The following is a 20447-nucleotide window of genomic DNA, read 5'->3' as shown; positions in this document are numbered from 1 at the left end:
AATGATGAAAAAGGTATCATACACACTCATCGCTTGTTTGTTATCTGTTGGGCTTGCAGCCTGCTCGTCAAACGATGCCAAACAAGATAAGCAAAACGATTCAGCCAAAAACAAGGAAACAACACAGGCTGACCAAAAAGAGCAGCAAAAGCAAATGGAAGAGATGCAAAAAAAATTAGACGCACAAAAAATCGATGATCAAAAGGTCGTTGCGACCGTCAACCAAGACAAAATCACAGGTAATGAATATAATAGTGCTTTATCTACCATTCAAGGACAGCTTCAGCAATCCGGGCAAGATCCAACCTCTAAAGAAGGCGCAAAAGCAGTCAAGAAACAAACCATTGATGCGCTCGTAGGTCAAGAGCTCATCCTGCAAGATGCTGAGAAGAAGGGCATCAAAGCCTCTGACAAGCAGGTAGATAAACAGCTAAAAGAAGAAAAGAAACAATTCAAAGACAACGCTCAATTTGAAGAAGCTCTTAAGAAAAGCGGACTCACAATGGATCAGCTGAAAAGTGACATTGCCGACAGCATCAAATACAGCCAATATGTCGACAAAGAAATCAAATCAGCCTCCGTCTCTGAAAAGGACATCAAAGCGTACTATGACCAATACGCAGATGAAATGAAAAAACAAAAGCAAAAAGCACCTGAATACAAAGAGGTTAAATCACAAATTAAAAAACAGCTAGAATCTCAAGAAAAGCAGAAAGAAGTACAAAAAGAAATTGAAAAACTAAAGAAATCTGCGAAAATTAATGTATCTCTGTAACAGCTAAGAAAAATCCGCCATTGTGCGGATTTTTTTTCGTTACTTGATGAACTGTTTTTCCAAAATTATGACAAAAGACTCATCATAAACGTCTCTTCCATCCGATATGATGGGAGTACAAAAGAAAGCGTTATCAATTCTTTTGTCTCTTAAAAAGTACAAGATCAAACGCTGATCTCGTACTTTTGCTTCAGTCAATCGGACAACGACAAGAGGAGGATCTTTATGTTCAAATGGTTTAAACCCGCTCCGCATATCGACAGACTTGATGATGCCAAGACAGACGAGACCTATAAGCGGCTGCGGCTGCAAGTCTTTTTAGGCATCTTTATCGGGTATGCGGGCTACTATTTGCTGCGGAAAAATTTCGCTTTTGCTATTCCTTATCTACAGGAAGAAGGGTTCACGAAAAGTGAATTAGGCTTTGTACTCGCAGCTGTCTCTATCGCCTATGGCTTTAGTAAATTCATCATGGGGATGATCTCAGACCGCTGTAACCCAAGATACTTTTTAGCCACCGGACTCTTTCTTTCAGCCCTTATCAATATCCTATTTGTCTCATTTCCATGGGTGACGTCAAGTGTATGGATCATGTTCTTATTCATGTTTTTAAACGGCTGGTTCCAAGGCATGGGGTGGCCGCCATGCGGACGCACGATGGCGCATTGGTTTTCGGTTAGTGAACGTGGAACGAAAATGTCTATTTGGAACGTCGCTCACAATATCGGCGGGGGGATTCTTGCACCGCTCATCACCTTAGGGATCGTGCTGTTTGCGACATGGAAAAGTATCTTTTTCTTCCCTGCCATCATTGCCATTATCGTCTCCTTCGTGATCATTCTACTCGTCCGGGATACTCCGCAATCCGCTGGTCTTCCGCCAATCGAGGAATATCGCAATGACTATCCGGCACAGCAGTATGAAGATCAAGAAAAAGAATTAACAGTGAAAGAGATTTTATTTAAGTATGTACTCAACAATAAATTCCTTTGGTATATCGCCATTGCCAATGTCTTTGTGTACTTCGTCCGTTACGGTGTCGTTGACTGGGCGCCGACCTACTTAACAGAAGCAAAGGGCTTTTCACCAGAGCATTCACGCTGGTCTTATTTTCTTTATGAATATGCAGGCATTCCGGGGACATTGTTGTGCGGCTGGATCAGCGACCGATTCTTTAGAAGCCGCCGTGCACCAGCGGGCGTCCTCTTTATGGTTGGGGTATTAATTGCGGTGCTCGTTTACTGGTTAAACCCTGCTGGCAATCCAATGGTCGATAACATCGCCCTTATCAGCATCGGCTTTTTGATTTACGGACCTGTCATGCTCATTGGACTTCAAGCCATTGACCTTGCTCCTAAAAAAGCGGCTGGCACTGCGGCCGGACTCACTGGCTTCTTTGGCTATATTGGCGGCTCTGCCTTTGCCAATGCGATGATGGGCGTCGTCGTAGATCACTATGACTGGACAGGAGGCTTCATTTTACTGGTTGGTTCTTGTGTGCTTGCGATTGTCTTCCTGGCGATGACTTGGAATACAGGGAAGCGCGTAGAGCAAGCTTAATGAAAATCACATAAAAGATTCATATCCGCCCAACATGCCCTTTACATCTATTTCTTATGATGGAGGCAGTTACCGTAAAAGGAGGATAAAATATGAAGAAAAGTAGATTACTTGCTTTCGTGTTGCTCTCTTTTGCTTTACTGTCTATTGCTTGGGTGCCGACCACCGTATCAGCACATGAACATCTTTTATCTCCAGATCGTATTCTAACCGTTGCACATCGCGGAGCATCAGGGTATGCACCAGAGCATACCCTGGCTTCTTACAAACTCGCCACAAAGATGAATGCGGATTACCTCGAACTCGACCTTCAAATGACAAAGGATGGACATCTCATCGTCATGCACGATGAAACCGTTGACCGCACCACAAACGGAACGGGCTGGATCAAAGACCTCACACTTGCCGAAATCAAACAGCTTGATGCCGGTACATGGTTTAACGAAGTCAATCCCGACAGACAAAATGCCAACTATATCGGACAGCGAGTACTCACATTAGATGAGGTGCTGCGCTATTTCGGCAAACGAGAGAATTATTATATTGAAACAAAAAAACCGGACCTTTATCCGCAAATGGAAGAGAAACTATTGGACGCCTTAAAGAAACATCATCTTCTCGGAAAACATACGAGAAAAGGGCAGGTCATCATCCAATCCTTTAGTCAAGACAGCCTGCTAAAACTACAGAAACTAGCTCCACGCCTTCCAAAAGTACAGCTATTAGACAGAACCCAAATGACGTCCATCACAGACGATCAGCTCGACTTCATCAAAACTTATGCAGTGGGTGTCGGGCCAAACTTTAGAGCATTGACACCTGAAAACGTACAGCAGGTCAGAAGCCACGGACTCCTCCTCCACCCATATACGGTAAACAACGAAGCAGACATGACCCGTTTACTGCAATACGGCGTCACCGGTCTTTTCACCAACTTTCCAGATGTCTTTAACCGTGTGAAAGCTTCACTCTAAACAAAAAAAGCCTTGCGGTCCATCCCGCAAGGCCTTTGATTATTTTACCGTTTGATCAGAAGAAGCTGTTTCGATCGGTTTCCGTTTCCCGATCCCAAAGACATAGAAGCTAAGCGCTACTACAATCAAGAACCCAATGGCCACGATTAGAGAAATACGCGTATCCTGATTAATGAGCATAAATACAAGCACCATCAGTAAGAAACCGATTGTAAGATAATTAGAAAACGGCGCTAGCGGCATCTTGAATGGATGTTGATCAAGCGCAGATCCCTTCGCCTTTCTAAAGCCGATATGACTAATCAAAATCACAAACCAAGGCACCATACCAGGAAGTACACTCGCACTATACACATAGACGAAAATGTTTGGTGGCGCAACATAATTGAGGACAACTCCTATCGCTAAGCCAATCAGCACAGCAAATGTCCCAAAATACGGCACGCCATTCTTCGAAATTTTGGTGAAGAAAGCAGGCGCCTGTCCATTCACACCTAATGTATAAAGCATACGTCCCGCACTGAAAATTCCACTATTACAGCCTGACATCGCTGCTGTAATGACGACAAAGTTAATAATACCAGCAGCTGCTGTAATCCCAATTTTCGCAAACGTCGCCACAAATGGACTGCCAAGGGTATTCAGCTGATCCCAAGGATACACTGTCACAATGACAAAGATCGCACCGATATAGAAAATCAAAATACGCCAGATGATACTTTTGATGGCATTGGTCAGCGTCTTTTCTGGATTTTGTGCTTCACCTGCTGTAATCCCAATCAGCTCTACCCCCTGATAGGCAGCAATGACGAGCGACAACGCAAACAAGAATCCGGTAAATCCACCTGTAAAGAACCCGCCGTGCGCCCACAGATTAGACAAGCCAATAGGCGTCCCGCCATTTCCAAATCCAAAGAAAATAATGCCTAGACCTGCAATGATCATCAAAATAATCGTCACAATCTTGATCATTGCAAACCAAAATTCGAACTCACCGAACGATTTAACCGAAATCAAGTTGGCCGCTCCCAAAATAATCATCGCGATTAAACCTGGAATCCACGCTGGCAGGTCTGGGAACCAATATTTCATATAAGCGCCTACTGCAATAATTTCCGACATCCCGACAATGACCCACTGGAACCAGTTACTCCAAGCTGTCATATACCCCGCAAGCGGATGAATATATTGATGACCAAATGTAGCAAATGAACCTGTACTCGGTTCAACGTATAACATTTCTCCCATCGCACGCATAATAAAAAAAATAAAGATACCACATACTGCGTACGCGAGAAGAACCGATGGACCTGTCCATTGAATGGCCTTAGCTGACCCCATAAATAAGCCAACACCAATCGTGCCGCCGAGTGCGATCATTTGAATATGGCGGGCACTTAACCCTCTCTTTAATCCTTTTTGAGCCACTTTTCTTCCCCCTCATCAACAAACAACATAAAAAATAAAAATCAGAATGTTCATTCTGATTGAGAAACATCAATCTTTCGATGTATATTATCATAATAAATCTACCCTTAAAAAACAATTGTTTTTTTGAGGAAAACACTATTATCAAAATATTCCGACGATAAAAGAGACTCAAATTGTTTTATATTGATATATTGAATCAACGAGTGAAAGTCACTTCAATGCTTATGACTTATTAGAAACTGACCGCCTCTTATATCAATCTCAAAGGATCGTAGTCCATTTTTATGCACCATTTTGCCCTTCTCTAGATGACAAGAAAAGTCATTCCGAAAAGCACCGGATCTTTTCTTTACATAACAAGTAAACCCATCATTTTCCGGTATCTCCACTTTGACATATGCTCCAGTTGAAGTAGACTTAAGTGAATTTAGCATGTTTGTAGAATGAATCTGTATCCTTCTACCTGTTACATGCAGATCAACTTCCAAAAAAGCACCCGTCAACTCAACTTTTGACGATGTGGCGTGCAGTAATAATCTCTGCGCGACCAGCTGCCGACTAGAAATAAGTCCACCTACTGTCTCTAAATGGAGATGTTTGATTTCACCTGATAGCATCGTCTTTCCAGAAATTAAATGACAAGAGACATTTTCCACCTTCAGCCTCTCTGCCTGAAGATTTGTTCCTTTACAACGAAGAGATATGGACTGTAATTGTTGTTTAGGAAGATAAATAGCTACATCGGTTTTATAAAGGTGAAGCCCTAAGCTGAGTATTTTTTTTCGTCTATCTTGAATGACCAGCCGTCCATCACTTACCTGATGATGCAGCAAATAACGTTGGGGAAAAGCTTGATTGGTCGTTTGACGAATGAATAGATAAGGATGATCATGATGATGAATACGCACCTCTCCCAATAGCCAATCCAGCGATAATTCTACGACCGATTCTTCAATTCGAACCGTATGCTCCACAATGTCTCCCTCCTTTTTTCAACGCGGCTCATCTCTCTTGAAGCCGGATGATACTGCCCCATAATTCCAAGATCACAATGAGAACGGCTGCGATCATGACTCCTGACAGAATGAAATTCATTTGATCATTTCCATAAAAAGCAATTAATAGGTTTCCTAAAACAGCACATAGAACAATCGCAGTCAGAATGGTCATGGAGGTAGATTTCTTCATTAACCCCACTCTCATCGCAATCATGCCAATACCGTTGATACAACAAGTAAACACTAGGTACGTTTTGATCACAGTGAACATCACATCAGCTGTCAGCGCATCCTGAACAAGGGGGAAGAACGTTTCAGTGACACTAAACACAACAAATGAGGGAATGATGCTACACAGCATTGCAATCGTAGAAAAGCACAGCATCCAGACCATTCTCGAAAGGAGTGATGCTTTCAGACTTGATGAATGAGGTTCATGCTCTTTCAATACAGTCACCATCACTCGACAATACATCAAGGCTGTGACGATCGAAAAAAAGATCATCCATACTATACTGGTCAACAAATAGATATTCGGATATTGCTGAAAACCTATTTCCTGTTCAACCTGTGCAACAAACGCGACAAAATAAATAAACACCAGCAGTACAATGCTTGCAATCATACTAGCTTGAATATAATGTTTCATATGGCTTTTTCTTAGCTCAAGTTTTATGTAGTGAAGCATAAGGCATCCTCCTATGAAATGAATTTTTCTTTTTGTCTCTTATCTGAACATTTAGGTTCCAGGCTGATCATATCCACCAATTCCAGCATAATGCGCTGTGACCTTTTGAATAAATAGATCACTCACTACATCCACTCCAAGCCCTTTCATCATCTGTTGTAAAAACAGCAAACGCTGACTAGTTTCCTGTTGATCACGAGCAAATAGTGTTGGATTCAGCCATATATTCACGAGAAGCATAAACACTTCTGCCACTTCACCAGGAAAAGCAGTCTTCATCGAACCATCATCAATTCCTTCTAGAATGAGCCTTTTAATTTTAAGCGCATCCTGATTTACTCCTGCCTTCATCCCTTCCACCACAAACTGCGGGTTTTTGATCTGATCAACTAAGATTCCATCAATTGAGTGAGACTGTGGATCTGCCACAAGCTTCTCTAAAATAAGCTGCAGCTTCTCTTTTGCATGTACTGCCTCTGTATGCTCAATCAGATCTTCAAGCTTCTCTGTCGCATGACGAAATTGCCGATCCATCACGGCACGTAATATTTCTTCCTTCGATTTGAAATGATGATAAATAGCACCCTTAGACATGTTCAATTCATGGATGATATCCTGCAAACTCGTCTTTTCAAATCCTTTTTCCTGAAACAGCTTCGTCGACACATCTAAAATTTGCTGGATTGTCTTTTCTGGATATTTATTTCTGGCCAAATAAAACGCCTCCTTTTACATACCGACCGTTGGTATGTATTTTAATCTACTTCATGATAAACTGTCAATATAGGTTCTTTATATAAAATAAAAAAGACCGCTCACACGGTCTCCTCAAGCTCAAACTGTAAATTCATAGGAACATCTGGCAATGCCAAAGCCTCCACCATATTGGTTGTAGGTGTCTTCTCATTCACTTCCTCAAATCGAAACCCATCTGCCCATACCGTTCCCTTGCCGCTGAGCAAGACACCAAAATGAATGGATTCACTGTGAGAAGGGATATCTAAAACAATCGCATATTGAAATGAAAATGAGAATATCCCACTATTTCAGGCACCTGCCTTAATACAGCTCATCCATCAAATGCGACTCAAAATAGAAAATCGCCTCTTGCGTGACAGACTATACATCATCTCGCTCACCTCTACTTGGTCATAATTGCGGTCATGATCTACTTTGAATAGATTCAGCTATTTTTCCTAGAACACTTTCCTCTGATAAATAGCAGTAGAAAGCCCCCAAGACAGCAGGTAGATAAGCATAATCAGCACAGCTGACCCAGTATATAAAATAGGTATCGATAATTTCATGATAAAATCTGTGATCCCACTGAATTGCTCCGCTAAATAGGCAACAAATGGCGGTCCTATACCAGATAAAAGGATAAAGCCAATAATCACTGCCGTTGTGATATAGCCAGGCTTCAAGATATAAAACAATGGAAACGTACACGCCGCAAACAATAAAAACAGCCCGCTGCCAATCGCAATATCCGTCAGCGAAAACAGCTTCCCAAAAACAAATAAAGCAGCACTTGTCAGCCCGATTGCGATAATCATATAGAAAACGGCACCAAGATAACGTGATGCGATAATTTCTTTACGTGTATAAGGCAAAGAGTTTAATAGAATATTCGTTTCTGCCTTCTCGTCGTACGCATATGTGTTAAAAGGAATGAAGAAACTAGCGACTAGAAACGTCAATGCCGGATGCGCATCCATGAGAATAAAAAATAAGATAAACGGAAGGAAAATAATCAGCTGCTTTTTCTGCAAAATCACATCACGCTTAATTAAATGAAACATGCGCCACCCCGCCTTTCAAATAAAACATGATATCCTCAAGCGACGCCGGTTCGATCACAACAGCGTCTCCAAAAATATGATTCACTTCACCGATCCGATCTGTTAATGCTTCAAATCCTGATGCTGTACGCTGAATATGGATAAAAGCCTTTTCTGTGTCTCGATCCAACAAATCCAGGCTTCCTTTCACAAGCGCATAATTCTCCGCTACCTCATGAATCGACTGTTGAAAGACCAATTGTCCATTTTGTATAAACGCAATATAATCCGCGATCCGGTCTAAATCTGTTGTCATATGTGTTGAGAAAAATATGGTCCGGTTCTCATCAATCATTAACTCTTGTAACGTTCCTAACAGCTCTCTTCTAAAAACTGGGTCTAAACCGGCTGTTGGCTCATCCATAATAATCAGCTCTGCATGATGTGATAGCGCAATCGCAAGTGACGCCTTCATCTGCATCCCTTTTGAAAATGTTTTGATCGCTTTATGCAACGGCAGACCAAACTGTTCAATATATTGATAAAAAAGCTGGTCATCCCAGCGTTTATAGGCAGGTGCCACAATTCGTTTGATGTCTTTTAAATTCAATCCTGGGAAAAAAACGTTAGCATCGTAAACAAAACCGATTCGTTCCTTAATTTCTTTTTCATGGGTGCGATAATCTAGTCCGAAGATCTTAACCTCTCCCGAATCTGGTTTTAACAAGTTCATGATCATTTTAATGGTAGTCGACTTACCGGCTCCATTTTCCCCAATAAACCCTGTAACAAAGCCTTTCTTGACCTGTAAATCGAGACTCTTAACTGAAAAGTCCTTGAATCGTTTTGATACTCCTTTGAATTCAATCACATGCTCCACTCTTCTCACTCCTCATACAAGAACTTTAATAACTGCTGCAATTCATCAAAAGATAAGCCTAATTCCTTGCCATTTGTGACAACCGCTCCAAGCTGATCCTCAATCACCTTCAATTTTTTCTCTCTCATGACCTCTAGGTTTTGTTCCGCAACAAATGATCCCTTGCCTACAATCGAATAAATAAATCCTGCCTTCTCTAACTCTTCATATGCTCGCTTTGTTGTGATGACACTAATTTGCAAATCCTTCGCCAGCTTTCGAATAGACGGCAGTGCCAAGCCTTCCGCAAGCTCCCCTGTTAAAATCATCGATTTGATTTGATTCGTAATTTGCTCATAAATGGGCTCCTTAGAGTGGTTTGAAATCGTAATCTGCATATAAAAACCTCTTTTTTCTGTACTGGTGTTTGGAACGAAATATTGTATATACAATATATACATTATATACACACTGAAAGAATAATCAACCATTTTTTGATTGCAACTCAACTAAAAAAAACCGCACAGCTCTTCAGCTATGCGGCCTTCCCCAACAAAATTCATCTCCAATACACCCATTTTCCCATCATCCACTCCACCGGACCTCTTCTCCATTTTTTCAAATAGAGATAGCTGATGAACAGCTGTGCTGTGTACAGTCCGACAGCGAGCAGCAGTCCAAACATTGACCCCATCTGTCCAAATAGACCAAGTCCATAAGAATAGAAAATCGTTGTACAAATGATCGACTGCGCCAAATAATTTGATAGGGACAAACGGCCAAGCCCTGCAAGCAGACGTTTGAGACCTTGGGCTGCCTTCGAATAGTAGAAAATAATAAAGGCTTGAATATACCCGATCGCCAGCACATAAGCACCAAGCGTCATCACGAATTCACTCCAAGGCGCATCAATGAACGTCGCACATTTTAGCGCAAGCCCGACGACAATCATCCATACCCAGCCTTTACGATAGGCCATTCCTCGATCTTCTTCTGTCAGATGTCCTCGTTTACCAATCACCATGCCAAGCAATGCGAACGGACCCACCATCATCGTACCGAAAAGAAACCCTAGTATCGGCATAAGCGTAATGGTCACGATCGCCAGAATCATGGTCACAATCAACATATCGTCTTCAACCGTAATCCGGCTGAGCAAAATATCTCCATATGCACCCTTCGCATACACATCGGTTAAAAAATCATCATTCCCATAAACAAAGTTCATCATATATGGCACAACGACTAAAGACAACGCCCCTAACACACCCGACCAAATAAGCATTGTTTTGATTCGGCTGCTCAAAAACATCATCAAGAAAAACGTACAAGCTCCATAATAAAGAAGAATGTCACCATTCCAAATAAAGATGTAATGCAGCATCCCAAGCACAATAAGACCAAAGCCCCGGCGAACGACAATGGCATTCGTATTTAGTCCCTTGGCTTTCGTTGATTCAATCAGCTTGATAAAAGAATACCCAAACAAAAAAGAGAAAATCGGATAAAACGACCCTTGGAACAAAATTTCCGTCAGATAAACTCCGAATTCCTGCCCCCAAAAACTCGAATCAAACATTTTCTCAAAATCATAATCATATTGAAAATTAAGCATATTCACGATCAAAATACCTAATAAACTAAAACCACGCAAATTATCAATGAACTCAACCCTAGATCCCTTCAACACGACAGCTCCTTCGGAAAATATAAAAGCATATTTATCCTACCACACTTTCAAAAAATTGGTCTCTACACCCATGTAAAAACATGCGTTTTAAGGTAAATTTAATAAAAAAACCTAGAATATACATTCTAGGTATCTTACTGATGAATTATGAATGATGATTTTCTTCTTTCCGCATCACACGTTTCAAATAAAACAAAATCGCCAATCCGAAAAAAATCAACGTCAGCTCCCAGTCTGCAGAAATCGAAAACCATTTCAATATCATTAAAATCAACAAAACCGCTCCAACCCCTGCGAAAAAAACCGCGTTTCTTTTTAATTCTTTGTTTGATAGAAACAACACTCTCTCCTCCCTTACACTTACTAACCAATTGAATGTTTTTCTAACTTTTCCTTTGATCTGAAGGATGAATCCACGGAAGGTGCTCAGGCCAATTGAGTTTTTGCTTTTCCACTATTCATCCTCCTTTTCCTTTAGCTGAAAAGCGATAATTTTCCCTAATGCTTCCTCTGCAGCAAAAGGAGTGACGCTGCCTGTTGGATTTTCTTGTTCTTGTTTTAAGCACTCGTACATGTTTTTTTCAATTTTTGATGGATCAATCCAAGAGATACACCATGATGCCCAGAAACAAGTAGGTCCCTCATAACGTTTAGCCAGTGCCAGAAGGAATGGCAAGCTGGGCTGTCCAATCCTCATGAGTGACATGGCAGCGGCCATTCTTGTATCCTCTTCGTCACTTTCTAATAGCTGGGCTAGCGGCTCAGCTGCGTCCCCCGCATCTGCTCCAAATTCACCAAGTACAGCTGCTGCAATGTTCCGTAGAGATCCTTTTTCTTTTAAAGCCTCAACAAGGACGGGCACTGCATCTTTTCCGAACTTTCTCAATTCCCCTATTGCTTGAACGATCGTTACTTCATTTGTATTTGCCAATTGTTGAACTGATTGAGACAGCTTATTTTCTGGTTTCATTGACAATCAACTCCTCTTTTTAATGAACCGCACGGCATCGATAACAAAGCACATAAAATCCAGCTCCAGCCACTAGGGATACAATTGTTGTCAACAAGCCATCAGTGATTAGATGAATGCTAATAATGACCATAGCACTGATCACAGACGCAAATAGCAATGATCGATAATAGGCGGCCAAAGCAAAACTCTTTTCTCGTCTCAGAGGCTGCATAAAGGCAAAGAGCCGTATGGCCAAAAACCATATATAAACTCCTCCACCAAATAAGGTCCAATACAATACATCCTGAATCTCAACCAAATAAAGTGAAATCAAGTAGAACGCATACAGCCAAAAGGTTTGAAACACTTCTAACAGAATGATTTTTTGATATAAAGCGCCTGGAAAAAGATAGAGCACTCCTGTTTGTGCGTGTCTTACAATCCCCGCATAATATGAACTAAAAAGAACGGATGCAGCGATGACGATTAAGAATAGATTCAGCCAATCTGAAAAATAAGTAAGGACGACATAGTAAGTACCAATTAACAGCATGGTAGATAACAAATGGAAGGTCGCATACTTTTTTAGCAGCAATAATTCAATCCAAAGAAAAGCCCAGCTGCCCGTTAATGACGGAAGCCCCCACCACGTCTTGCCCTTTTTTTGAACGATTGGACTTGATTGAATATGTTTCCCCTCAAATTCCTCCCAAAATACTGCCTCCTTGACTAAAGACTCCTTCATCTCTAAACGATGACTAGCCTTGTACATCATCATGAAAGATAGGAACATTACTCCAATAAAGATGAAGAAAGAAAGAATGGAGAACTCTTCGATCATACGTCCAGCTTGAAACATCAAAGAATCAGCAATGTTCATCAAGAAGGGCTGTTTCATCATGAATTGATTCAAAACAAGCAGTGCAAAGAAGCAAAACATCAATACAAAACCGATTATGAGCAGGCGCTTATATACCCGAATGGTTCTAGCACAAGACATCGCAATCATCCAAGTTTCGATCAAACATAACAGCCCTGTCAGGATGAGTGATTTTCCAAGCAGTAACGGGTACTGCTGCGTCATAAAAAACAGAAGAAGATCCGCAGCCACAGCAGAAACAACGAGAAGAGCCCCTCGCCAAAAAATGTGATACAACCATACACTGATGACAACTGTCCATAGAGAAGCGCCATTTCCATATAACCAAATGATATCGTTCATTTGACTAGGGAGCCGATTTGTAAACAAGCCAAACCCCGTATAGAGAACAAACAAGCAGACAATGATCCATCCAGCTGCAACCGTATTCCAATCACCCATACTTGAAACTGCGCTTAGCTGAAAACCAATTGCCGCAATGAAAAGAAATAAGATCACAAAAGGCATTTTCTTTTCTTGATTTTTACTGATCAAGCGCCTTTGAGATTTCATCCATAAAAGGGAGAGTGTGTTATTCACTTGACCACTCCCCCAGAAGTTGAATGACTTCTGCCCTCCACTCAATCTGTTCTTCCTTTAATTGAGGAACATCCATATTCTTCATGATGGCACCGTCTCGAATCAATACCACCCTGCTGGCCGTATCGAGAACGAACTCCAGACTATGAGTCGACACAAAGACCGACCCACCTTGACTGCTTTTTTGTCTCAGCCAATCCGACAGCCACTGTTTTGACGCAATATCTAACCCAACAGTCGGTTCATCTAATATAAAAAGGGAGGCATCTTGAACAATGGCCCCTGCTAAGACGACACGCTGCTTTTGACCTCTTGACAGCCTTCCGCACAGTTCGTTCATCTTTTTTTCCATATGTACTTCTTTCAACGCTCCATATACCTTTTCCTTGATCTGTTTTAAGCCTTTATGATATCCACGAGCACGGAACTGAACATGTTCAGCAGCCGTTAAGTCTGGATACAAATACGGCTGATCAGGAATAAGAGCTACTTGTTTTTGGACATGGGAATGACCAGGCGGGAAACCCTCAATGAGAATTTCCCCTCCATCTGGTTTATATAGACCCGTTAAACACCGAATCGTTGTCGTCTTCCCGGCGCCATTCGGCCCAAGCAGCGCCACAACTTCTCCTGCTTCTATGGAAAATGACAGGCCCTCTATCCCATCACCATTGCTGTATCGTTTGCTTATATTCTGAACCTCCATGAATGGCATCGAATCTCTCCCTTGTATTAGAGTGATGTATGCTTATCTATGGTGTTTTTTACGATGACATGTAAATGTAATTAGACCCACTCAACATTTACCCTGATATTACCATACAGACAATAACAAGATAAGGGTATAGAGGTAATTTATTGAACGACAACACTTAAAATTTCACAAAACAAAAAAAGATTGAGCATCAACCACCCAATCTTTTACCTATTAAATCTCCTGACACGCCCAAGCATCCACCTCTATCTTAAGAGCAGGAGAAGCCAGGGCCACCACATAAACCATCGTCATACAAGGAAGATGATCACCTAAAAACTGACTCATGATTCGTTTTCTACTCGCAGCATCGAACTCTCCCACAAGATAAAACACTAGTTTCGTTATTTCTTCTACAGCCATATCTGCCGCTTCTACATTCCGTTTCACATTCTCTAACGATAATTCGAGCTGCTCCAAAGGGTCCAGCAACCTATAATTCTTGTTTTCTAAAAAGAAACCATCCAATGAGAAAAAAGATAACAATCAATACCGATACACCTAGAAAGCTTGTAAGAGTCTGATCCGAATAAGTCCCTCTATGAATCATCTCCTCGGCCGCACTTGTCACGCCTTTAGGTGCGTACTTCCCTAATGTATCCTCATAAAATGAAGGAACAGTAAATAGAATAAGGTTGATCACAAGCGATACACCGCCGGCTGTGACCGAACGCGTAAAGAACGCCGAAGCACAAATGGTCGACACGACAATCAGCAATAAATTGGGGTAATAAAGAAGCGTTCCTTTTAACACATTGACCCAATCCAGATGCCCAAATTGAATGTCCACATAATAAACGGAGGCAAGCACCGCCACCACCAAACTAAACAAGGTCAAACCAGCATAGGCGCATATTTTTGAGACATAATAACTCATTCGACTGATCGGCTTCACCATAATCATCGCCGTCACCCCAGAGGCACGCTCTCCCGCAATCGTCCCCATCACGATCATAATGAGAATAAAAACGCCAAGCGAATCGAACTTACTCAATGCACTCGCTAAAGCCTCACCAGCGCTAGGCTCTGGTATATAAAATGTGGACCCTTCAGGTAAATTAGCTGATTTCGATAAAAGATCCGGCAGCATTTTGAGCGTAATAGGCTGTGTGATCATTAAAATCGTAAAAATGATCGGCACAAATAAAATTTTATAACTAGTGAATAACTCCCTAAATTCCTTTTTCAGCATCATCATGCATTCACAACCTTCATGAAAATATCTTCAAGCGTCAGCTTAGATAGTCGATAATGGAGGAGAACACCATCAGCTTCAGTAATCAGAGCAGGCAGCTCTTTCAATGCCGTTTGTTGATTGTTGACCCGCACCTGATAACCGTCCCCTGCCTCAATGAGTTCCTCGACCCAATCCCGCTCTTTTAACAAAGCCACTAGTTTCGTATTCTGTTGTTCTAATTGAAATTCAATCACTGGGAGGATATAGTCTTCTTTGATCTGTTTCATCGAAGAGGACATCTCAATTTTGCCGCTGTTGATCATGATAATATGATCCGCCACTCGTTCAATGTCATCTAAAATATGGGTCGACATAAAGATCAGCATCTCATGCTTTAGACGCTCAATCAAAGTCAGGACGTCTTTTCTCCCCATGGGATCAAGTGCAGACACAGGCTCATCTAGAATAAGAACCTTCGGGCTGTTGATGAGCGCCTGTGCAATGGCGAGCCTCTGCTTCATCCCTCCGCTATAACTGCCAATGGTACGATCCTTCGCCTCATACACACGGCAAAGCTTCAGCAGTTCCTCTGTTTTGGAACGAATGATTTTTTTCTCTAAATGAAATAACCCGCCAACCCAATGCATCCACTCCTGACCTGTCATATCCTGATAAAATGCAGGCTGCTGCGGACAATATCCAATCACATGACTGATGTCATCCATGTCCTTTGTCACATCCATACCCGCCACCTTCACGACGCCAGACGTAGGACGAGCAAGCCCCGTCAAAATCCGAATCGTCGTTGTCTTACCTGCTCCATTGGCTCCTAAAAACCCTACACATCCGACCTCCCCAACAGAAAACGAAACGTTTTTTAAAACTTCATGCCGACCATACGATTTCGTCAGCCCTTGACACTCCAGCATATTCAAGCAAATCCCCCCTACTAAGATTGTTTACGACCAAAAATGAAATACGCAATAGGACCGGCACTCGCCACAAACACAATCACCAAAGCCCAAACCCACTTCACCTCTCCTCTGATCCTAGATGGATCTCTTTTCAGCAAATCAAACAAACCAATCACCATTAAAATGGCTTGCAGCAAAACGAGAGGTAAAATCATCTTCATATCCATCCACGCCACTCCTTTTTCATACACCAATTTGTTTTGATATCACTTCTTTTGACGACATGAAGAGTGACTTCGTTCAAATGGATTTTATTTTTATCGATCGAGTGGTCTATAAGATATAAAAAAGCCCAGTGAAAGTAAGTTCACTGGGCTTGCTTGTTATTTAATGTTTAAGATGAACCTCGCAAAATCTTTTCCATCGCCTTTCCCTTCGCTAACTCATCAATTAGCTTATCCATATACCGAATGTTTTTCATGGTTTCTTCCTCAATATCCTCCACTCGAACACCACAGATGACTCCTTTGATTAAGCTGCGGGAAGGATGAAGCTCAGGAGCCTCAGCAAAAAAGGTTTCAACGTCTATCTGTTTATCCACCTGTTCCTGTAGCTCTTCTGGACTGTACCCCGTTAACCAACAAATAATCGTATCAACTTCAGCCTTCGTTCGTCCTTTTCTCTCTGCCTTTGCGATATAGAGAGGATAGACTTTTGCGAAGCTCATTGTATAGATTTTAGGTTTGGTCATGTGTTATTCCCCTTTTCTTTCTTAAAGTACTTTTATCCATGCATTAGAAGATAGTTACCCTCACGTTTTTAATCTGCCTAACCTTTTATGTCCAATCTAGTAATGAGGAATCTAGCTACAAAATAAACATTACAATAATAACCATATATACATAAATTATGATATAATTACTCGTTATCAACATGTGAAAGGAAGAAGAAAATTGTCTAATTACGATTTTCATGCATTACTTCAACCATTAGAGTTTGAAGTGTTGGTATGTGATGTAGTCTCTCAAAGAGAGAACGTTCCCTTTAGAACCTTTAAAGAGGGGCGAGATCAAGGCATTGATGGTTTTTATACAGACGGTAAAACTGAAACCGTCATACAAGTAAAGCGTTATGCTCAGCAATCTTTTAAGCCTTTAATACATTCTTTAAAGCAAGACCTACAAAAAGTTCGCAAATTAAAACCAGATCGCTATATCTTAGGGATATCAATGGAGTTAACACGTCAACAAACGAAAGATATTGTTGAATTATTTAAAGAATTCAATGTGACTGAACACGATATATTAGATAGGGTTGAATTGAACAGACTCCTTTCACAGCCGACTTACAGAAAAGTGATAATTAATCAACCAAAGCTTTTAATTCCAAACTCAAATGTGCTTGAACACTTGTTAAAAGAATATCTACATAGTCGTATTTATAGAGAGTCTGCCTATAGATTAAAAGATGCTTGTAAAACAGCAAAAACTTTTATACCTTCAAAAGTCTATAGATCAGCAGTTTCGAATTGGGACATTAACCGAACTATCATACTTTCCGGAGAACCAGGTGTTGGAAAAACAACAATCGCTCAAATTCTAGCTTTAGCCCATTTGTATCAAAATCATTTAAACGGATTTAGATGGGTATACTCAATCGATGATATATACAGTATGTTAGATGATCACCAAATACAAGTTTTTATTTTAGATGATTACTGGGGAAGTATCCTCGAAAAAGAAAAGAATAAAAAAGAAGAAGAACGCTTAGCTAAGTTAATAAAGGATATCGAAAATTTCCCTAATGATACAAGATTAATTATTACAACAAGAGAATATATTCTTCAACAACTCATTCATAAAAGTCCTTTACTAAAAAAAGTATTTGATAACTATACCTTAATTTGCAACTTGGAAGCATACTCCGAGAGTGAAAAAGCAAGTATTTTATTTAGTCGTCTCTACTACTCAAAACTAAATTATGAGCATGTTAACTATTTGCATCTTCATACAGATGAGATTGTATATCACGACAATTATAATCCAAGGGTACTATCACTATTTTTAGATCAAAAACCTCAAAGTTATGAAACACCAGAAGATTACTTAAATCGATTGTTAAATTATTTAGATTGTCCAAGTGATTTTTGGAGAGATATTTTTGATAATTTATCTAATGAAGCAAAGTTTGTAGCTTTTTTACTACTAATTACTTCAACACCTTCATTACAAGAGGATGTAGAAGTTTGCTACAAAAATTCTTTACATTATTATTTCAATGAAACGCACACGAAGAATTTAAGTGAGAGTCTTAGAGAACTTGAAGAAACAATGATCAAGACCGTTTATGATGATGAGTATGATGATATCTTTATATATTTTATAAACCCATCAGCACAAGATTTTCTGCTTGACTTCTTGAAAGAGAATTGTGAACAATGGATTCCCAAACTACTGCCTTGCTGCTCCTTCTATAATCAATTATTGTTTCTATTTAAGAATGTATCACCTTCTTTTAGTTCAAACATTAGTGAACAGATCATACAAAGTTGTATAGAACATTATGATGATTATACAACTAGTTTTTCAGAAAACGATAATATATGGAATATTGATATTTTAGAACAAGAAAAGGGAAGCTTAGATAGATTCTTTGATTTACTTAGAATTTATCTAACACAAAATCAAAAACAACCGAGACTTTATAAATTTTTAGAGTATAAAATCAATCAGTACTGTATTGATATGGGGAGTAATGACCCTAAAGAATATCAATATAATGATTTGCATAATTTACCTGATTATATCGTAAGTTGCACAAATATTGGAATGGCTTTTAACGGATATAAATTAATAGATAAATACTTCAAAAACGCCTTTAGTGTGTTTCATTATAAAGCGATGGAACGTTTTCGAGAAATATTTCCTAAGGAGTACGAAATATTTTATGAATCTTTTAACTCAAAAATTAGAAAAAATATAAAACAATTGATTTTTTCAGAGTTGGATTTTTTAGAAGAATACTGCATGGATGTAGAATTAGATATGTTAATTGATAGCATTCCTGATTTATGTGACTTTTATGGCCTTCAATACTCAATAGAAATGGATAAACAAATTGAGCTTTTATATGGACGCTCACCTACACGAATAAATAATGACCATTCAATAATGAACAGACATTCGCCAACTGAGAATAATTTAAGTGAACATGACGTAAGTACAGTAAAATATAACGCATATGATTGGATGTATGGAAAGGAAGAAGAATTAATAGAAAATGATGAAGTTATCGAACTTATATCAAAAAGCAAACTTTCGAATGGTTTCAAAGATAAATTAAATCTCGTATTAGACAATAATTCACCAGTTTACATCTATCAGTTACTAAATACGAAAGAATCTTTGAATTTATTAATCGCAACATTAGAAAAAGACGGTTCAATGCTACCTGAGAGAGAAACCGACTTATATATGAAAATGTTAACCTATTTAACCCAAGGTGATTCTACATTATTAATAAATTTAATTGACTTTTGTATTGATTCATTTTGTTCATTCATGTATCGGGAACAACCTTTATTTCGAAAAAGGGAATTTTTAAAAAGTAACATTTATAGAGATCATTTAGCAGATAACCCCCCACTCAAAAATATTGTGTATGAACATTTAATATTAGAGGATGAACAGTGGTTACGATTTATTAATATTCCATTATTCGTCGCTTGCTTTTCGATGAGTATAAGTTTTAGCATTGATGATGATGAATTACTAGAAATCTACCCCGAAATATGGGGTGAAAATTCAAAAAAAATCAAACGAATAAAGCTGGAGAATGGAAAAAAATTATCTGAACTATTTTATCCTGAATTTGGAGAATACTACATCTATAACAGTGAGTGGGAAAGCATATTATATAGGCTTTTCGAAGAGTTAACACCATATCATTTTAATCAATTCTATGTTGAACCTGCCATTAAGCGATTTATGAAACAATTAGGAGATGGCGATGAATCATCAAAAGTATTAAAACTCATGTCTACTATGGAGTTGTTATTAGAATATGAACAGCATGATAAAATTAATCATATCGGCCAACAATATAGTACTAATGACGAACAAAATCTTATAGAGAAATTAGGAATAGCTGATTTTGATTTTTGGGATTTACCTTCGATTCCCCAAAATACGTTTACTTATTTAATTAAAGGTGACTTAATAAAACGTAAAGCACATAATTGGGAAGTGCCAATTTACAAAATAGAGAACATCTGTTTATTAAAAGAGCTTGGAGTTTATAGTTACTCATTAACATCCATAAAAAAGATTGAAAATCTCCTTAAACGCTTTGAAAATGGTGATTATTCGCAAATAATAGTAACCTAAACAAAAAACACCCCTTTAACAAATTCTCAAAGGGGTGTTTCATTATAAAA

The 20447-nt window shown here is 39.6% G+C and carries 20 protein-coding genes and 1 pseudogene; 4 read left to right on the top strand and 17 right to left on the bottom strand.

Annotated features, from left to right (window positions below; all coding sequences use genetic code 11):
• Positions 1–4: 4 nt before the first annotated feature.
• The 3 genes from C6348_RS12170 to C6348_RS12160 all read left to right on the top strand — a co-directional run bounded on the left by C6348_RS12170 (position 5) and on the right by C6348_RS12160 (position 3309).
• The gene (locus C6348_RS12170) at positions 5–775 is read left to right on the top strand and encodes a SurA N-terminal domain-containing protein (RefSeq protein ID WP_106043266.1); all 771 of its coding nucleotides are present in this window, start codon (positions 5–7) and stop codon (positions 773–775) included.
• Between the two features lie 225 nt (positions 776–1000).
• Complete coding sequence (gene glpT, locus C6348_RS12165) at positions 1001–2335, top strand: glycerol-3-phosphate transporter (protein ID WP_066031402.1); 1335 nt, start codon at positions 1001–1003, stop codon at positions 2333–2335.
• A 92-nt stretch (positions 2336–2427) separates the two neighbouring features.
• The gene (locus C6348_RS12160; protein ID WP_106043264.1) at positions 2428–3309 is read left to right on the top strand and encodes a glycerophosphodiester phosphodiesterase; all 882 of its coding nucleotides are present in this window, start codon (positions 2428–2430) and stop codon (positions 3307–3309) included.
• Positions 3310–3348: 39 nt separating this feature from the next.
• Here C6348_RS12160 and C6348_RS12155 read toward each other — a convergent pair whose 3' ends face one another.
• From C6348_RS12155 to C6348_RS12070, 17 genes and pseudogenes are all read right to left on the bottom strand, one after another.
• On the bottom strand, positions 3349–4737 hold the full coding sequence (locus tag C6348_RS12155; protein ID WP_106043262.1) for an amino acid permease: 1389 nt from the start codon (positions 4735–4737) through the stop codon (positions 3349–3351).
• A 218-nt stretch (positions 4738–4955) separates the two neighbouring features.
• Positions 4956–5714 carry a DUF4097 family beta strand repeat-containing protein gene (locus C6348_RS12150; RefSeq protein WP_106043260.1) on the bottom strand — a complete coding sequence of 253 codons (759 nt, stop codon included), beginning with the start codon at positions 5712–5714 and terminating at the stop codon, positions 4956–4958.
• 28 nt (positions 5715–5742) lie between these two features.
• A complete protein-coding gene (locus tag C6348_RS12145) occupies positions 5743–6426 on the bottom strand; it encodes a bacitracin ABC transporter permease (RefSeq protein ID WP_106031876.1) in 684 nt (227 codons plus the stop codon).
• A gap of 51 nt (positions 6427–6477) precedes the next feature.
• A complete protein-coding gene (locus C6348_RS12140) occupies positions 6478–7110 on the bottom strand; it encodes a TetR/AcrR family transcriptional regulator (protein ID WP_080869585.1) in 633 nt (210 codons plus the stop codon).
• A 512-nt stretch (positions 7111–7622) separates the two neighbouring features.
• Complete coding sequence (locus tag C6348_RS12130) at positions 7623–8228, bottom strand: ABC-2 transporter permease (protein ID WP_034664396.1); 606 nt, start codon at positions 8226–8228, stop codon at positions 7623–7625.
• Positions 8212–9087: an ABC transporter ATP-binding protein gene (locus C6348_RS12125; RefSeq protein ID WP_106043258.1), complete on the bottom strand. Its 876-nt coding sequence runs from the start codon at positions 9085–9087 to the stop codon at positions 8212–8214. The genes C6348_RS12130 and C6348_RS12125 overlap by 17 nt, the downstream gene beginning before the upstream one ends.
• Positions 9088–9092: 5 nt before the next feature.
• Positions 9093–9464, bottom strand: a complete 372-nt coding sequence (locus C6348_RS12120; RefSeq protein WP_095285894.1) for a GntR family transcriptional regulator — start codon at positions 9462–9464, stop codon at positions 9093–9095.
• A gap of 161 nt (positions 9465–9625) precedes the next feature.
• Complete coding sequence (locus C6348_RS12115) at positions 9626–10753, bottom strand: DUF418 domain-containing protein (RefSeq protein ID WP_106043256.1); 1128 nt, start codon at positions 10751–10753, stop codon at positions 9626–9628.
• A gap of 148 nt (positions 10754–10901) precedes the next feature.
• Positions 10902–11099 carry a hypothetical protein gene (locus C6348_RS12110; protein WP_223251562.1) on the bottom strand — a complete coding sequence of 66 codons (198 nt, stop codon included), beginning with the start codon at positions 11097–11099 and terminating at the stop codon, positions 10902–10904.
• 111 nt (positions 11100–11210) lie between these two features.
• The gene (locus tag C6348_RS12105; RefSeq protein WP_034664409.1) at positions 11211–11726 is read right to left on the bottom strand and encodes a HEAT repeat domain-containing protein; all 516 of its coding nucleotides are present in this window, start codon (positions 11724–11726) and stop codon (positions 11211–11213) included.
• Positions 11727–11745: 19 nt separating this feature from the next.
• Positions 11746–13167 (bottom strand): sporulation killing factor system integral membrane protein, encoded by a 1422-nt coding sequence (gene skfF, locus C6348_RS12100; RefSeq protein ID WP_106043253.1) that lies wholly within the window; start codon positions 13165–13167, stop codon positions 11746–11748.
• Entirely contained in the window at positions 13160–13882 is a 723-nt protein-coding gene (locus tag C6348_RS12095; protein ID WP_106038467.1) for an ABC transporter ATP-binding protein, read from the bottom strand. Before C6348_RS12095 ends, skfF begins: the two co-directional genes overlap by 8 nt.
• 213 nt (positions 13883–14095) lie before the next feature.
• Positions 14096–14344: pseudogene (locus C6348_RS12090) on the bottom strand (RidA family protein); the annotation flags it as partial.
• Positions 14345–14354: 10 nt separating this feature from the next.
• Entirely contained in the window at positions 14355–15119 is a 765-nt protein-coding gene (locus C6348_RS12085; RefSeq protein ID WP_106043251.1) for an ABC transporter permease, read from the bottom strand.
• Positions 15116–16033 carry an ABC transporter ATP-binding protein gene (locus tag C6348_RS12080; RefSeq protein ID WP_106043249.1) on the bottom strand — a complete coding sequence of 306 codons (918 nt, stop codon included), beginning with the start codon at positions 16031–16033 and terminating at the stop codon, positions 15116–15118. Before C6348_RS12080 ends, C6348_RS12085 begins: the two co-directional genes overlap by 4 nt.
• Before the next feature lie 14 nt (positions 16034–16047).
• On the bottom strand, positions 16048–16239 hold the full coding sequence (locus tag C6348_RS12075; protein ID WP_106038463.1) for a PLD nuclease N-terminal domain-containing protein: 192 nt from the start codon (positions 16237–16239) through the stop codon (positions 16048–16050).
• Positions 16240–16406: 167 nt separating this feature from the next.
• Positions 16407–16763 carry a DUF2200 domain-containing protein gene (locus tag C6348_RS12070; protein WP_106043247.1) on the bottom strand — a complete coding sequence of 119 codons (357 nt, stop codon included), beginning with the start codon at positions 16761–16763 and terminating at the stop codon, positions 16407–16409.
• Between the two features lie 202 nt (positions 16764–16965).
• On the opposite strand from C6348_RS12070, the gene C6348_RS12065 reads away from it, so the two are divergent.
• Positions 16966–20397 carry an nSTAND3 domain-containing NTPase gene (locus C6348_RS12065; protein WP_189293937.1) on the top strand — a complete coding sequence of 1144 codons (3432 nt, stop codon included), beginning with the start codon at positions 16966–16968 and terminating at the stop codon, positions 20395–20397.
• Positions 20398–20447 lie beyond the last annotated feature (50 nt).

Source organism: Bacillus sp. YBWC18 (assembly GCF_002998775.1).
Lineage (GTDB): Bacteria > Bacillota > Bacilli > Bacillales > Bacillaceae > Bacillus.
Note: the sequence above shows the minus strand (reverse complement) of the source record. Positions and strands in the feature narration are given on the sequence as shown.

Excerpts from the sequence above, each read along its gene's own strand:
- C6348_RS12170 (WP_106043266.1), top strand. The coding sequence starts at position 5 with ATGAAAAAGGTATCATACACACTCATCGCTTGTTTGTTATCTGTTGGG.
- glpT (WP_066031402.1), top strand. The coding sequence starts at position 1,001 with ATGTTCAAATGGTTTAAACCCGCTCCGCATATCGACAGACTTGATGAT.
- C6348_RS12160 (WP_106043264.1), top strand. The coding sequence starts at position 2,428 with ATGAAGAAAAGTAGATTACTTGCTTTCGTGTTGCTCTCTTTTGCTTTA.
- C6348_RS12145 (WP_106031876.1), bottom strand. The coding sequence starts at position 6,426 with ATGCTTCACTACATAAAACTTGAGCTAAGAAAAAGCCATATGAAACAT.
- C6348_RS12130 (WP_034664396.1), bottom strand. The coding sequence starts at position 8,228 with ATGTTTCATTTAATTAAGCGTGATGTGATTTTGCAGAAAAAGCAGCTG.
- C6348_RS12120 (WP_095285894.1), bottom strand. The coding sequence starts at position 9,464 with ATGCAGATTACGATTTCAAACCACTCTAAGGAGCCCATTTATGAGCAA.
- C6348_RS12105 (WP_034664409.1), bottom strand. The coding sequence starts at position 11,726 with ATGAAACCAGAAAATAAGCTGTCTCAATCAGTTCAACAATTGGCAAAT.
- C6348_RS12095 (WP_106038467.1), bottom strand. The coding sequence starts at position 13,882 with ATGCCATTCATGGAGGTTCAGAATATAAGCAAACGATACAGCAATGGT.
- C6348_RS12085 (WP_106043251.1), bottom strand. The coding sequence starts at position 15,119 with ATGATGATGCTGAAAAAGGAATTTAGGGAGTTATTCACTAGTTATAAA.
- C6348_RS12075 (WP_106038463.1), bottom strand. The coding sequence starts at position 16,239 with ATGGATATGAAGATGATTTTACCTCTCGTTTTGCTGCAAGCCATTTTA.
- C6348_RS12070 (WP_106043247.1), bottom strand. The coding sequence starts at position 16,763 with ATGACCAAACCTAAAATCTATACAATGAGCTTCGCAAAAGTCTATCCT.